This is a genomic window from Ensifer sp. LC384 (assembly GCF_001695865.1).
Classification (GTDB): domain Bacteria; phylum Pseudomonadota; class Alphaproteobacteria; order Rhizobiales; family Rhizobiaceae; genus Ensifer.
Map to the genome: position 1 here is coordinate 69,781 of NZ_MBST01000002.1, position 14,224 is coordinate 84,004.

Genomic DNA, 14,224 nt, shown 5'->3' on the forward strand with positions numbered 1-14,224 from the left:
CGTGCGATCGCGATCAAGATAATTGCAGGGCGATGTCGGCTCGCGAGGAGTTCGCTCGTCTTATTGTCAGCGTTGGCAAAAACGCATGAAACCGCGAGGAAAGAGATATGTTCCGCACTGCCCTTATCGCCGCAGCCCTGCTCATTGCCGGGCCGGCTTTTGCCGACAGCCAGCCGGTTGGCGAGCGGGTCGAGGTCAATGGCATGAAGATGTACTACGAAGTGTCCGGCGAGGGCGAGCCGCTGATCGTCCTGCACGGCGCCTACATGAACATTCCGTCCATGGGCGCGATCATTCCCAAGCTCGCCGAGACCAACAAGGTCTATGCGATCGAGTTCCAGGGGCATGGACGCACGACCGACATCGATCGGCCGATTACCTACCCGAACCTCGCTGACGACGTGGCGGCGTTCATGGATGCCGTCGGCGTCAAGAAGGCTGATGTGTTCGGCTACTCCATGGGGGCGGCCGCCGGGCTGCAGCTCGCCATCCGCCATCCGGACAAGGTCAACAAGCTGGCGGCGGCCTCGGTCGGCTACGATGCAGAAGGCTGGCAACCGGAGTTCAAGGCATTCATCCCGCAGATGACGGTGGAGATGTTCGTCGGCATGCCGTTTGCCGAGGACTACCGCAAGCTTGCCGCCAATCCGGACGGCTTCCCGGCGCTTGTCGCCAAGCTGATTGCGCTCGAGAAGGAACCGATGGCCTGGGAAAAGGACGTGAAGGCATTGAAGACCCCGGTGCTGATCATCGCCGGCGATGCCGATGTCGCGACACTGGAACATTCGGTGGCGATGTTCCGGCTGCTCGGCGGCGGCGGCATGGGCGACATGGGCAAGCCGTTGCCGGCCTCGCGCCTCGCCATCCTGCCGGCAACATCGCATACGGCCGTCGTCAACCAGCCGGATCTGCTCGAAGCCTTGGTCGTGCCCTTCTTCAAGGGCGAGACGCCGAAGGGCATGTTCCAATAGAAACTGCGGCGCACCTTGCCCGATCGGGAGAGGTGCGCCGTTCGATCCATGCAGGCGTCGTTGCAACGGCGCTCTGACTACGCCCGCTTCTGCGCGTCGCCGATGATCCAGCGTGCGGCCTTCTCCGCAATCATCATCGTCGGCGCACTGGTGTTGCCGCTGGTAATGGTCGGCATCACGCTGGCATCGACCACGCGCAGTCCCTCGATCCCCCGAACCCGAAGGCGGCTGTCGACAACGGCCATGTCGTCGTCCTTGTCGCCCATCCGGGCGGTGCCGACGGGGTGAAAGATGGTGTTGGCGATATCGCCGGCAAGTTTCGCCAGCTCGCCATCGCTCTGGAACTCGATGCCGGGCTTCCATTCGACCGGCTCGTGTCGTGCCAGCGCCGGCTGGCTGACGATCGACCGGATCTGCCGGATGCTGTCGGCGGCGATCTTGCGGTCCTCGTCCGTGCTCAGATAGTTCGGAGCGATTGCCGGCGCGTCGCCGCGATGGCGCGACCGGATCCGCACGTGGCCGCGGCTCGTCGGGTTGAGATTGCAGACACTGGCGGTGAAGGCCGGGAAGCTGTGCAGGGGTTCGCCGAAGGCGTCGAGGCTGAGCGGCTGGACGTGATACTCCAGGTTGGCATGGGCGCGCTCGGGGTCGGAGCGGGTGAAGGCGCCAAGCTGCGACGGCGACATGCTCATCGGTCCGCTGCGCTTCAGCACGTATTCGAGCCCGATCCGGGCCTTGCCGGCGAGATTGCTCGCCAGTGTATTCAGCGTCGTGGCATTCCTCACCTTGAAGACGGCGCGGATCTGCAGGTGATCCTGCAGGTTTTCACCGACCCCGGGGACATCGTGTTCGACGGAGATACCCATGGCCCGCGACAGCGCGGCCGGTCCGATGCCTGAGAGCTGCAGGATCTGCGGCGAGCCTATCGCTCCAGCCGAAAGAACAACCTCGGTCGTCGCCCGCACGGTCGCCTTGTCGCGACCGCGGTAAAGCGAGACACCGGTACAGCGCTTGCGCCCATCGGCTGTGGTTTCGATCAGCAGCCTGTCAACCTCTGCTTCCGTCCAGACGACCAGATTGCGGCGATGGCGCACCGGCCGCAGAAAGGCCTTGGAGGTGTTCAATCGCCAGCCTGACTTCTGATTGACCTCGAAATAGCCGACGCCCTCATTGTCGCCGCTGTTGAAGTCAGCCGATCGCGGGATGCCTGCCTGCACGGCGGCCTCGGCGAAGGATTCCAGGATATCCCATTTCAGCCGCTGTTTTTCGATGCGCCACTCGCCGCCGCGGCCATGCATATCGGAAAACCGGCTGTTGTCGCCGGTTATGGGATCGGCGCCAGCGTCGAGCCGGTAGTGATCCTCATGCGCCTTGAAATCCTGAAGCGAATTCTCCCAAGACCATTCGCCGTCGTTGGTCTGGGCCGCCCAACTCTCATAGTCGCGCGATTGTCCGCGCATGTAGATCATGCCGTTGATCGAGGAGCAGCCGCCAAGCGTCTTGCCGCGCGGATAGCGCAGTGATCGTCCGTTCAATCCCGCTTCCGGCTCGGTCTTGTAGAGCCAGTCGGTGCGCGGATTGCCGATGCAATAGAGATAGCCGACGGGGATATGGATCCAGGGATAGTTGTCGCGCCGCCCCGCTTCGATCAAGAGGACCCGTTTGCCGGGGTCGTGGCTGAGCCGGTTGGCAAGCAGGCAGCCGGCCGAGCCGGCGCCGACGACCACATAGTCGAAAACGGCAGCGTCAGCAGTCGAGGTGTCGGACTTCATCGCAAGCATTTCCCAATACGGCGCAAGCGGACGAGTGAGCCGCAGCGTATGCTGCTCGATGGCCGAAATCATCCGCCTTTATAATTTCCATCGATGATCGCGGCATTGCGATCCTCCCAGGATCAGTAAACGGCTACCGGAAGGTGAAATCCAATGATAAATAGCACCGAGCATTATAAGGAAGCTTTATATGGCCGATCATCTGGATCTGCGATTGCTGCGGGCCTTCGTCACGGTGGCGCGGGAAGGCAACGTCACGCGGGCGTCCGAACTCTTGCATCTGACCCAGCCTGCCGTCAGCCTGCAGGTGAAGCGCCTGTCCCAGGAACTCGGCCTCAGGCTGTTTCATCGAACCGCCAGCGGGCTCGAACTGACCCGCGACGGCGCGCTGCTGGCGGCCAAGGGCGAGCAGGTGCTGGCGTCCGTGACCGAGTTCCGGCAGACGGCGATGCATCTGACGGCGCAGCTTCGCGGCAAGCTGCGGATCGGCACGATCATCGACCCGGAGTTCACCCGGCTCGGCGCCTTTCTCCAGGCCCTGGTCGAAAGCGGGCCGGGTATTGAAACCACCCTACGCCAGGGAATGAGTGGTGAAGTCGCGATCGGTCTGAAGCGCAACGAACTCGATGTCGGGTTCTTTCTCGGCGACCTCGATGATTTCGGCACAAGCACGGATATCCAGGTTCAGGAGTCCGAGGCGCAGTTCTTCGTCAAGCCGCTGTCGAGGTTGACCTATCGCGTCGTCGCGCCGCCGGCCTTTGCCGGCATCGTCGCCGGGCGGGACTGGAGCGAGCTTGCGGCACTGCCCTGGATCGGAACGCCGCCGGCGTCCGTTCATCATCGGCTGCTTGCCAGGAAGCTCGGTGATCTGAACCTCAGGCAGAACGTCGTTGCCCTCGTCGATCAAGAAACGTCGATGCTGGCCATGGTTCGCACCGGCCTTGGTCTCAGTCTCTGCCGGGAATCGATCGCGCTTAGCGAACAACAGGCAAACGGCCTCGTCATTGCCGACCGGGTCAAACTCGAAACCACGCTCGGCTTCGTCTGTCTTCGGCCCCGACGCACCGATCCCAACGTCGCGCTCGCTTTCGAAGTCATCGATAGGATATGGCGGACGGACCGCCGAGAGCCCGCCTGACGATCGCGCCGCAAGCGTTGGCCGACTTACATTCGCCGGCAGCACTGTTCGTCAAAACGAATGCGGCGCGCTCCAGCCTGCCGCATTCGTTTTGCTTGATCATCGATGGTTTCGACCTTGCCCGCCTGTTGCGGGGCACGCCGTGGCGAAGGTTACTTCGCTTCGGCCAGCGTTTCGGTGCCGCTTCCGTCCTTGCCGGTGATCGTCCAGGTGCCGTCCAGCGAACCGTCGCCGTTGACCTTATAGACGATGAGCCCGAGGACATCTCCCAGGACGTAGGCGGCGGCGAAGGCGTTGCCATTGAGCATGCAGACGCCGGTTGATTTTACGCCTGCCGTGTCCCATTCGATGACGCAGGTGGTCTCGCTGGCAAGCGTGATTTCCGCCGTACCGGAATAGCTGGAGCCATCCAGGTTCGTGCCTTCGACGGTGTACTTGCCGGCGTTTACGGTCTGGGCGTTTCCGGCCGCGGCTGCGGCCAGAAACAGCGCCGCAGCGAGCAACAATCTTCTCACAAGTCCCCCAAAAGAAGCCGCGCGCCCCTCGCGCGGTTCGGAATTGTTACGCGCAAACCATGACGTTTGAAGCGGTGCGCAAGGTCCGCTCGCATTCATTTTTGGTGGCGTCGCCTGCTTTTGTGCCCAGGCGGCCGAAATTAGGTTGCGACGGGGCGGGAGCGGCTCAGCTTTTTGGGGAGAGGAGGGCAACGCTGCTCCTGACGGACGACATTCTCGCCTGCTCGTCCCAGTCGGACAGCAGCGACATGATCTCAAGCGAATCGGCCAGCCGCGGCGCGGGGCGCCGGGCTTCCTTCAACCCTGCCTTCAGGCCGTTCTCCACCAGTCGCACCTGATGCCCGAACGCGTCATGGTCGGACGACACGACAATTTCCTCGGGGGCGTGGCCGTATTCGCAGAGTTCCAAGCGATTTTCGCCCGCCACCGGCAGCCACGGATTGCTAAGGAACCGTAAGGTGCCGCGCTCCCCGTGGATGGAAAACGCGAAGGACATGCCGAAGCTGTCGGTCGACTGCAGCGTGGCGAGAACGCCATTGTCGAAACGAACCGACAGGCTCGCGTCGCAGATATTGCCGTCATGCGGCGAGACGTTTCCGAAGGCGGTGATCGCTCGTCTGGAAAAGACATCCTGTCCGCAGGCCGTCTGGATCACGTAATGCAGCAGCGAAGCGGGATAGCAACCGAGATTGAAGATCGTGCCCTTGCCCATCGGGTTGACGAATTTCCAGATATCGGCGGCGTAGAGACCGGATACCGACCGGATCGCCCCAAGCCGGTCGGACTGGAGGATTTCGCCAGCCTTGGCCATCACCGGATGGCAGAGATACATCAGGCCCTCGAGAAAGAAGGTGCCGTTGGCGCGCACGGCCTGCGCCAGGGTGTCCGCTTCGGCCATCGTCGTGGTCAGCGATTTCTCCGACAGAACGGCCTTGCCCTTGTTCGCGGCACGCAGCACCGCCTCGTGATGCATGTTGTTGGGCAGACCGACATAGACGACATCGATGGCCGGATCGTCGAGCAACGCGTCGTAACCGGAATAGTGCTTTGCAATACCGTGCCGGGCGGAAAAATCGGAAAGCCGTTGGAGGTCGCGCCCGGCCACGGCCTCGATGCGGGAACCGTCGCTCGCAGAGATGGCCTCGGCCATCGTGTCGGAGATGAAGCTCGTTCCAAGAATTCCCCAGCGCAGCATATATCAGTTCCCCCAGCGGTGCAGTTCGAGATAGGCGGATGCCACAAGGGCGTTGATATCCTTCGGCACCGGCACGACGCACATCGAGGCGTCGAGCGTGCGGCTCGCCACCCGCTCCAGGCAGCGGGCCTGAAGCGCAAAGCCGAGATCCATGGATTCGACCGAATTGCCAAGTGCCCTTGGCCCGGCAAGATTGGCCATGTGGCCGGCACCGAGAATATGGATGCGGCGTCCATCGGCAAGGACGAGCGTCTCGATGCCCTCGTCGACGTAGGTTTCTGCTGCCACCACCACGTTGTCGGCACGCATGCCGGCAACGTCGATCTCGCGCGGGAAGTGCCCGCCGTTGAGAAGGACCACGCCGTCCTTGAAAGCGGGGAGATCGGACGTCCTCAGAATATTGGCGGAGCCCGTGACCGTGATGATCACGTCGGCCGAGTGTATGGCGTCATCGCGTTTCGGCGTCGAGAAGCCGTCGAGATGGGCCTCGAGTGCGGCGACCGGATCGACGTCGACAACGCTGACGGTGCTGTAGGCATTGCGGAAGCAGGCGGCGGTGCCCTTGCCGCAGGCGCCATAGCCGAAAACGGTTACGCGCTTGCCATTGGTCGAGCGATTGGTGAAGCGCATGTAGCTTTCGAACAGGCTCTGGCCGACCGCATGACGGTTTTCTGCAAACTGCTTGATGGGGCTGTCGTTGATCACCAGCACCGGTAGGCCGATGGCACCGCGCATCGGCTCCAGCCGTGTCCGGCCGGAAGTGGTTTCCTCCGTGCCGCCGAGCAGTTTCCGATAGGGCCGTTCGGCGACACGGGCGAAAAGGTCGCCGCCATTGTCGAGCAGCAGGTCGGGTTGGTGATCGAGCAGCGCATCGATGAAGCCCGAATGCGCCTTCGCATCAGTCGTCTGTCCACCGATCACAGCGATGCCCTGGCTTTTCAGATAGTCGACAGTTGTCGGCTGGGTGCTGTTCAGATTGCCGGTCACCACGAGTTCGGCTCCGCCGGCTCTGAGCGTCATCAACAGGGCAACCGTTTTCGGCTCCAGATGGATCGCCGTGCCGATCGTCAAGCCCTTGAACGGGCGGGTTAACTGAAACTCGGCGGCGGTGGCGCGCAGAAGCGCGCAGCTTTGCCCGACCCACTCGATGCGGGACGGGTGGCTGGAGGTGTTCATGGTGATGGTCCTGGCTGTCTGTCGATGGTGCCGGCAAGGATAGTCCGGGCAACATGCGCCGTGACAGAGACATTAAACTGCGGCGGAGGGCAGTTTTCCTTCCAGGCGTCGCCCCTCTGCGAGCAGCCAGGTGCGAAGGGCGGCGATCGGCTTGCGATCCCTGTCTGCAATGCGGCAGCAGAGCCGATAGCCGGTCGGCCGGCTGACAAAACCAAAGGGCGCTTCGAGCGTACCGGCGCGAAGTTCCGCCTCGATCGATGCCGCAGGAGCGATGGTGACACCGAGCCCGCTGCGGGCGGCACTGAGCGCGAGCGTGAGGTCGTCCACCTCGATCCGCTTGCGGAAGCGGACCGGGGCACTGCCGCTTTCGCGAAACCAGTCGTCCCAGAGGTAGGGCACGTTGCGGGCGACCACCGCGGTCATTTCCGCGAGATCAGGCGTATTGCCGGGGCACGGTTGCCCGGCCGCAAGCACCGGGCCGAACCGATCGTCCATGAAAGCGGCTGCAGCGATGTCGGGTAGCGGTCGGTATTCGCCGCCGACGATCAGGGCATCGATCTCGGGCATATCGGTCAGCGACTGGTTGACGGCAACCGGAACGATGTCGACCTCAAGCCCAGCGACGCCGCGCTGCAACGCCACCAAGCGCGGCATGAGCCAGGCCGACGCCATCGGCATCGGCGCGCCAAGTCGCAGCCGGACCGTGCTGCCGCTCGACGATATCTCATCCGCCGCGCGCGACACGATGGCGAAGGCGACACCGACGGCATCGGCCAACCGCCGACCTGCCGGATTGAGCGTCACGCGTCCACCTTGGCGATCGAGCAGGGGAAAGCCGAAATGCTCCTCAAGGCTTGCAAGCTGCTGGCGCACGGCACCGGGCACGACGCCGAGCTCGATCGCGGCCGCACGCAGGCTGCCGCACCTGGCCAGCGCGTCGAAGGCGCGTAACGCATTGAGCGGCGGCAACGGACGCACGGGTTTCAGTTGCAGTTCGTCTGTTTGCATCATGCGCCTCCGGCGTCATCGGAGCCTGGTGCATAGACCATGAGGCTACCGGCTGTCGAATGCGGCATTATCGCTTATGGCGTGCGTTCCTCGCCACCTCCGGATGCGCCCTTGAGGATCCCCACGCACGCGGATGGATGTGGCTTAGGAAAATTGAATATTTCGAAGGTTTTTTGCGACAGCATCGCTCCGAGCCAAGTCTGCGCCGCCTGCTCTTCCGTTTCTGGCAGAGGAGACAAGGGAAGGAGATAATGCTGGATGCCATCGTCATGAGCGTATCGACCAGTCACGCCGCTGAGGATGCACCTGTGAAGAACGAGGTGCGGTTCTCCCGCGATCAGCTCACTCTCATTCTTGCCGCCTTGCCCGACCCGGCGTTTATACTGACACGCAGCGGCCGCTATGCGGCCCTGTTTGGAGGGGCCGACCACCGCTACTATCATGACGGCAGCAGTCTTGTCGGACAAAGCGTTTTTGATGTTCTTGCCTATGACAAGGCGCTGTGGTTTGCCCTGGAAATCGAAAAGGCGCTTGCGTCCCAGGCGTTGCACATCGTCGAATACAGTCTTGCAGGAAGCGATGTTAAGGGCCTGGAAGCTGCCGGCCCCGATCATCCGATCTGGTTTGAAGGACGGGTGCAGGCACTCGATTTCCCCGTCGACGGCGAGGACGCCGTGGTCTGGGTTGCCAGCAACATCACCGAAAAGAATGCAGTGGAGCATCAGCTGCGCCTGCAAAGCGAAACCGATCCTCTGACCGGAGTGTACAATCGCCGAAAGCTGCTTGACGTGCTTGCGATCGAGTTTGATCTGGCCTCGCGTACTTGCCGGCCGACATGCCTGCTGATGTTCGACGTCGACAACTTCAAGGCAGTCAATGACGAACTTGGGCACTCCGTTGGCGACGATCTGTTGGCGACGATTTCAGCCGTCTGCCGGCGGGCGCTGCGGCCGGACGACGTCCTTGCACGCCTCGGCGGCGACGAGTTCGTTGTGCTGATGCCGGCGACGACGTGCGGCGAGGGCGAGCTGATCGCAGACAGGCTGCGTCAGCAGGTCTCGTTGGAACTGCAGAACAAGCTGGAGCTTCTCTCCACGATCAGCGGTGGCCTGACGGAAATTTCACGGTCGGACGCGGCGATCGGCGATATTTTGCGGCGGGCCGACGAGGGCCTTTATCAATCCAAACGCAACGGTCGCAATCAGATCACCGTCGTTTGAGCCATGGCAATCGGCGTGGCGCCATGTTCAAAGACCCGTCGGCGGAGTGTGTGCCGCTTTCGTCGCCTGGACCTGTACCCGATCTTTCGCAGCGCGCAACCTGTCCAGAGGGACTAAGGTTCCACCGTATGACGGATGTATTGCCGCTTTCATGCCCGTTTGGGTGAGTTGACCCCTATCGGGCCTGCGCCGATCCTGTCGTTCGGAGTGTGAGTATGGGGGCGCGTATGTGTGAGGCGTGGCAGCGATCGTTGATCGAAGAAGACGAGCTCGTCAAAAAGGCGGCTGCAACCATACCAAGGCTGCTGGGTCATCCCGGTATCACGCTCGACCAGGTATCCCGGCTGCACGTGAACATCGACGAGTGTGTCGAGCGGATGGATGTACTGATCGTGGCGCTTGAGGAGAACGGCGTCGACCGATCCTGGATCCAGATGGCAACAACCATCAGAAACAGCTGGGAGGCGCTCGCGGAAGACGCGGCGAAGAAGGTTCTCGCGTTCAGTGGCGCTTCCGATACTGCCGTCCCCGACGGGACCATGCGGAAGGTTATGGGGGCTGGCAGCTAATACCGACCACGTCGGTGTAGTCCCGGCCTGCTGTTTCCGGCCGAAAGCGCGTTTCGCAAGGCGTGGCGACCGCGCGTCCCTCAATGCCAAGCTGCTGGGGACGAGATTCTGACCCTTCAGGATTGCCACAAACGCCACCGGCGCAGGACCTTGATTGTGGCCATCGGCGATCGTGACCGCCGATTTGCATTCGGTAATCTGGTCGGTTTCACACCGTTCGCGCCGTCTCGCGCGCCTGCTGCATAATCTTATCCTTAAATCGGATCCGATTTAAGGATAAGATTATGCAGCAAGTTTAAAGCGTTACAGCGTCCTTTGCGCGTCATACTTGACGCGCGGCGCTGTAAGCGCGGCAGCGTCCACCGTGGCGGCGATTGAGACACACTCTCCTTCTTCCGCGGGAAAAGTTGGCGCCAGGCGGAATTTTAAACTTGACTATTACACACATGTTTTCAATTTTACGCCCCGTTCGCGCAAAGCGATAACCGCCGACGAACCCGCTCCCGGCCAGGATCCCATGACGACCGAGACCCAATCCGAAACGCGTGTCGATATCTTTCTTGCCCACCGTCCGGCGCTCATCGCCTATGCGGTCCGCCTGCTCGGTTCCCGCGATGCTGCCGAAGATATCGTCCAGGATGCGTTTGTTCGGTTCCTGCCCTCCAGCGCCCGATCCGTTTCGAAGGGCCAGCTCCTCGCCTATCTCTACCGCACGGTCAGGAACCTCTCGCTCGACGTGCTGCGGCGTCGGAAGGTCTCGGCGATCGATCACCAGGATGATGTCCCGTTCTGGTCCGTCCCGGCCGATGTGCCGACACCGGAACAATCGACATTGCTGTGCGACGATGTTCGTAGGATTTCTCAGATACTCTCCGAATTGCCTGTCGAGGCGCGGGTTGCCGTCGAGATGCATCGCTTCGGCGGCTACACGCTTGAAGAAGTGGCAGCACATCTGGGCATATCGACTGCCAGTGCTCATCGCTATGTCAGCTCAGCAATGATGAAGATTGCCACTGCGCTTCTGGTCAACGCGACTTAAAGTGGTCACCCCTTGAGAAAAAAATTCGCGTCATTCGTCTTTGTCAAAAGAGGGATTGTTCGGATAAGAGTGCCTCAGAAGGGGCCGAGACCGGTGTAGGAAGTCATTGACCCAAGATCAGGAAATCGCGGCCGCTACCCTGGAAGAAGCCATGAACTGGTTTCTGCGGCTGAAGGCTGAGCCCAATTGTCCCGACCTGACCGCCGATTTCCAGCGGTGGTTGCATCAGTCAGGCGATCACCAACGGGCTTGGCAGTATGCGCTGCGGACGTGGCAGCTGATGGGCGAAGCGGCTCCGGCCTATGAACATCTGTGGGCAGGCGCGCCGCGCGCCAATGTCATTCCGATCACCAGGGGCCGCTGGCGTCGCCCGGCGATGGGCGCCGTCGCGGCCATTGCTGCGACCCTGTTTCTCGTCCTTGCCGGCCCGTCCCTGCTGATCCGCCTTCAGGCGGATCACATCACTGCCGCCGGCCAGAATGCCAGAGTGGCGCTGGAAGATGGGACTGTCATCGAACTTGGCGGCGACAGTGCCATCAAGACCGAAATGTCCGCCGCCGGACGCCATGTCACCCTGCTTTCCGGCGAAGCGTTTTTCGATGTCGCGCACAATCCGGCGCGTCCGTTTACGGTGGAGGCGGGAGGCGTCAAGGTCCTGGTCGTCGGTACCGCTTTCGACGTTCGGCTTGCGGGAGAAGAGACGACCGTCGAGCTGGAAAGAGGCGTCGTTCAGCTCTCGCTCGACGAGGCCAGGCAAAAGCAAGACTTCAGGCTGCTTCCGGGCGAGATGGCTGTCGTGAACAGGAGCGACGGCGCGATTACGCGCGACACCATCCAGCCAGATCAGATCGCTGCCTGGCGCAGCGGGCGGATATTCGTCAAGGACGCCTCCGTCAGCGCGGTTGCCGAGCAGCTTCAACGCTACCACTCGGCGTGGATCGCCGTGCCGGACCGAAAGCTCGCTGGTCTCAAGGTCACCGGCCTCTACGATCTTCACGATCCGGACAGTGCCTTGAAGGCACTGGTCGAGCCCTTTGGCGGCCGCGTCCGCACCTTTTCGACCTATGGTCGCATCCTGACGCAATACTGAAAATCCTGACACGAAAATTCAAATTATTTGAGAAAAAGACCTGAGGTCCTCGTCTTTGTTGGAAAGCGCTCGGCAACGGAGCGCAGTTCAAGGAGATGAGAATACGATGTACATATCGCAAGGCCGCAAGGGATCCCGTCGTTTGACGTGGGGCGACGACGGCGGGCGTCCCATGGGGCGGCTGATGGCAACGACGGCAATGGCAATTTGCCTGGCCTCGTTGCTGAACTGGTCCAGCCCGGCACTTGCGCAGGATGCACCGTCTCACGCGAGTGCGACGCGCAGCTTCAACCTGCCCGCCCAACCGCTTGCCGATGCGCTCAATGCCTTCGGCCGGCAATCGGGCCTGCAGGTGACGCTTGCCGCTTCGGTTTCGCGTGGGGTCATGTCCAAGGCCGTCGTCGGTTCCTATGCGCCGGAGGAGGCTTTGGCGCGGCTGCTTTCGGGCACAGGCATCGAGTATCGTATCTCCGGTGGAAGGACGGCGGTGATCGGCACCGGGGCGGCCGGTGGTGGCGCGGCCGTGATGCCGGCGGATGGGTCCACGGCGCTTGATCCGATCTCGGTGTTCGGGGACGCCACCGGGGTCGGCGAAATCGTTATCAGCCAGAAAGATCTCGAGCAGCGCAATCCGGCCAACATTGCCGACGTCTTCAGCGGCGAGCCGGGTATCGAGGTTGGCAGTTCGCTGCCGATGTCGCAGAAAGTCTATGTCCACGGCATCGAGGAAAACAATCTCGCCGTCACCATGGACGGCGGCCGCCAGAACAACAAGGTCTTCCATCACAACGCGACCAACCTCATCGATCCAAGTCTCTTGAAGGCTGTGCGCGTCGATGCAGGCATCGCGCCGGCGGATGCGGGGCCGGGCGCGCTCGGCGGCGCCATTGCCTACGAGACGAAGGATGCGCGCGATCTGCTCGACGGCGACGGATATGGCGGCTTCATCAGTTCCAACTACAATTTCAACGGCAAGACCTTCCAGACCGGGATCTCCGCCTACGGCATGCAGGAAGGGCTCGAATTCCTCGGCTATTTCAATTTCGCCAAGGGCGACGAGTTCAAGTCCGGAAACGGCAGCATCGTCGAAGGGACGCGCACGGATCTCTTGAGCGGGCTCGGCAAGGCCGCTTACGAATTCGAGAGCGGCGATCGTTTCGAGATCAGCCACGAGCGCGTCTATGACGACGCCCCGCGCCCGTTCCGCGCCAATACCGGCTTTATCAGCGGCCGCCCGCCGTGGGAACCGCGCGTGCGCGACTACACGCTCGACCGGCAGAACACGGTCTTCTCCTATACCGACAGCACGCCTGAGGGCTGGTGGGATCCAACCGTCGTGCTGGCCTATAGCTCGACGCGGCTTGAGATCCCGATCTTCCCCCGACCAGTGCCGCCAAGCACGGTATCCGTCCCCTATCCCGGTGCCGGCGAAACCGGCAGCTTCAACGGCAAGTTCGAAAACAAGTTCAGCTTCGATCTCGGCAGCATCACCGCCGGTGTCGATTTCTACAACGACAAGGCCGAGCTCGAAGATCCTTTCGACGCTTCGACCGAGCGCGCCCGCAATGTCGGCATCTATGCGCAGGCGCGGCTGGAGCCGTGGGAACGAACCCGACTTTCCCTCGGTGTGCGCGGCGACCAGCAATGGTTCACCGGCACCAGAAATGAGAAGTGGGACAATGCCGGTTTCAGCGGCAACGTCTCCGGCGAATATGACCTGATCGAGGACCTGCTGACGGCCAAGGCGGGCTATTCCCACGTCTGGGCCGGCGTTCCGCTTGCCGAAAACTTCATCATGAACCCTTGGTGGAACTACGGGGACGGGCCGGAACCGAGCACGGCCGACAACTACGCCTTCGGCCTTGTCGCCAAGCATGACGGTTTCACCCTGGAAGGTAGCCTCTTCCGCACCGATATCGACGACGCGCGCACCGCCAAATACGCGGTCGCAAAGGCGATCGAGAACCATGACGTGCGCTCGAAGGGCTTCGAGGTCGGCGCAGGCTATGACTGGGGCGACGGATACTTCAAGGTCAAGTATGCCAATATCGATGTGTCGATCGACGGCAAGCCGGCCGACTCCGACACCGGCATCTATCTCGCGGCCCCTGCCGGCCAGTTCATCACGCTGGTGGCGGCGCACAGCTTCATCGATTGGGGCGTCACCGTCGGCGGCGATGTCGAAATCGCGCTCGACAATGATGATGTCCCAGTCGGAAGCCCAACCCTGGAAGGCTACAAGGTGTTCAACACCTTCGTCGAGTATCAACCGCCGACCCACAGCAATCTGACCTTGCGCGCGGAGATCAAGAACGTCTTCGACGAGACCTATTCCGAGCGTGCTACCTATGGCCAGGAATTCGGCACCGTTACGCCGCTCTACGAGCCCGGCCGCTCCTTCATCCTGAGCGCCAAGGCGACATTCTGAGATGATATTGACGGAAGAGGCATTACAGCGCCGCGCGTCAAACATGACGCGCTAAGGACGCTGTAACACTTTAAACTTGCTGCATAATTTATCCTTAGATCGA

General features: G+C 61.9%; 12 protein-coding genes. 7 read left to right on the top strand and 5 right to left on the bottom strand.

What is annotated here, in order from left to right:
- Positions 1–107: 107 nt before the first annotated feature.
- The gene (locus BC363_RS03580) at positions 108–971 is read left to right on the top strand and encodes an alpha/beta hydrolase (protein WP_065786147.1); all 864 of its coding nucleotides are present in this window, start codon (positions 108–110) and stop codon (positions 969–971) included.
- Between the two features lie 77 nt (positions 972–1,048).
- Here the strand turns inward: BC363_RS03580 and BC363_RS03585 are convergent, their stop codons facing one another.
- Positions 1,049–2,743, bottom strand: a complete 1,695-nt coding sequence (locus BC363_RS03585) for a GMC family oxidoreductase N-terminal domain-containing protein (protein ID WP_065786232.1) — start codon at positions 2,741–2,743, stop codon at positions 1,049–1,051.
- 190 nt (positions 2,744–2,933) lie between these two features.
- Here BC363_RS03585 and BC363_RS03590 point away from each other — a divergent pair, with 190 nt between their 5' ends.
- On the top strand, positions 2,934–3,881 hold the full coding sequence (locus BC363_RS03590; protein WP_065786146.1) for a LysR family transcriptional regulator: 948 nt from the start codon (positions 2,934–2,936) through the stop codon (positions 3,879–3,881).
- Positions 3,882–4,033: 152 nt separating this feature from the next.
- Here BC363_RS03590 and BC363_RS03595 read toward each other — a convergent pair whose 3' ends face one another.
- The 4 genes from BC363_RS03595 to BC363_RS03610 form a co-directional block, all read right to left on the bottom strand.
- Positions 4,034–4,396, bottom strand: coding sequence for a hypothetical protein (locus BC363_RS03595; protein WP_065786145.1), 363 nt, complete (start codon positions 4,394–4,396; stop codon positions 4,034–4,036).
- 166 nt (positions 4,397–4,562) lie between these two features.
- Complete coding sequence (locus BC363_RS03600) at positions 4,563–5,591, bottom strand: Gfo/Idh/MocA family oxidoreductase (protein ID WP_065786144.1); 1,029 nt, start codon at positions 5,589–5,591, stop codon at positions 4,563–4,565.
- 3 nt (positions 5,592–5,594) lie between these two features.
- A complete protein-coding gene (locus tag BC363_RS03605; protein ID WP_065786143.1) occupies positions 5,595–6,767 on the bottom strand; it encodes an adenosylhomocysteinase in 1,173 nt (390 codons plus the stop codon).
- Between the two features lie 72 nt (positions 6,768–6,839).
- The gene (locus BC363_RS03610) at positions 6,840–7,775 is read right to left on the bottom strand and encodes a LysR substrate-binding domain-containing protein (protein WP_141690212.1); all 936 of its coding nucleotides are present in this window, start codon (positions 7,773–7,775) and stop codon (positions 6,840–6,842) included.
- A gap of 59 nt (positions 7,776–7,834) precedes the next feature.
- Between BC363_RS03610 and BC363_RS03615 the strand changes: the two genes are divergently transcribed.
- From BC363_RS03615 to BC363_RS03635, 5 genes are all read left to right on the top strand, one after another.
- Complete coding sequence (locus BC363_RS03615; RefSeq protein ID WP_244519794.1) at positions 7,835–8,995, top strand: GGDEF domain-containing protein; 1,161 nt, start codon at positions 7,835–7,837, stop codon at positions 8,993–8,995.
- A 251-nt stretch (positions 8,996–9,246) separates the two neighbouring features.
- A complete protein-coding gene (locus BC363_RS03620) occupies positions 9,247–9,564 on the top strand; it encodes a hypothetical protein (protein ID WP_139110106.1) in 318 nt (105 codons plus the stop codon).
- Positions 9,565–10,081: 517 nt separating this feature from the next.
- The gene (locus BC363_RS03625; protein WP_065786140.1) at positions 10,082–10,603 is read left to right on the top strand and encodes an RNA polymerase sigma factor; all 522 of its coding nucleotides are present in this window, start codon (positions 10,082–10,084) and stop codon (positions 10,601–10,603) included.
- Between the two features lie 151 nt (positions 10,604–10,754).
- Positions 10,755–11,693 carry a FecR family protein gene (locus BC363_RS03630; protein ID WP_065786139.1) on the top strand — a complete coding sequence of 313 codons (939 nt, stop codon included), beginning with the start codon at positions 10,755–10,757 and terminating at the stop codon, positions 11,691–11,693.
- Between the two features lie 106 nt (positions 11,694–11,799).
- Positions 11,800–14,121: a TonB-dependent receptor gene (locus BC363_RS03635; RefSeq protein ID WP_065786138.1), complete on the top strand. Its 2,322-nt coding sequence runs from the start codon at positions 11,800–11,802 to the stop codon at positions 14,119–14,121.
- Positions 14,122–14,224: the final 103 nt, after the last annotated feature.

What these genes read in the sequence shown, in the direction of transcription:
- BC363_RS03605 (WP_065786143.1), bottom strand. Translation starts at nt 6,767, where the DNA reads ATGAACACCTCCAGCCACCCGTCCCGCATCGAGTGGGTCGGGCAAAGC.
- BC363_RS03585 (WP_065786232.1), bottom strand. Translation starts at nt 2,743, where the DNA reads ATGAAGTCCGACACCTCGACTGCTGACGCTGCCGTTTTCGACTATGTG.
- BC363_RS03610 (WP_141690212.1), bottom strand. Translation starts at nt 7,775, where the DNA reads ATGCAAACAGACGAACTGCAACTGAAACCCGTGCGTCCGTTGCCGCCG.
- BC363_RS03580 (WP_065786147.1), top strand. Translation starts at nt 108, where the DNA reads ATGTTCCGCACTGCCCTTATCGCCGCAGCCCTGCTCATTGCCGGGCCG.
- BC363_RS03625 (WP_065786140.1), top strand. Translation starts at nt 10,082, where the DNA reads ATGACGACCGAGACCCAATCCGAAACGCGTGTCGATATCTTTCTTGCC.
- BC363_RS03615 (WP_244519794.1), top strand. Translation starts at nt 7,835, where the DNA reads ATGCGGCATTATCGCTTATGGCGTGCGTTCCTCGCCACCTCCGGATGC.
- BC363_RS03600 (WP_065786144.1), bottom strand. Translation starts at nt 5,591, where the DNA reads ATGCTGCGCTGGGGAATTCTTGGAACGAGCTTCATCTCCGACACGATG.
- BC363_RS03630 (WP_065786139.1), top strand. Translation starts at nt 10,755, where the DNA reads ATGAACTGGTTTCTGCGGCTGAAGGCTGAGCCCAATTGTCCCGACCTG.
- BC363_RS03635 (WP_065786138.1), top strand. Translation starts at nt 11,800, where the DNA reads ATGTACATATCGCAAGGCCGCAAGGGATCCCGTCGTTTGACGTGGGGC.
- BC363_RS03590 (WP_065786146.1), top strand. Translation starts at nt 2,934, where the DNA reads ATGGCCGATCATCTGGATCTGCGATTGCTGCGGGCCTTCGTCACGGTG.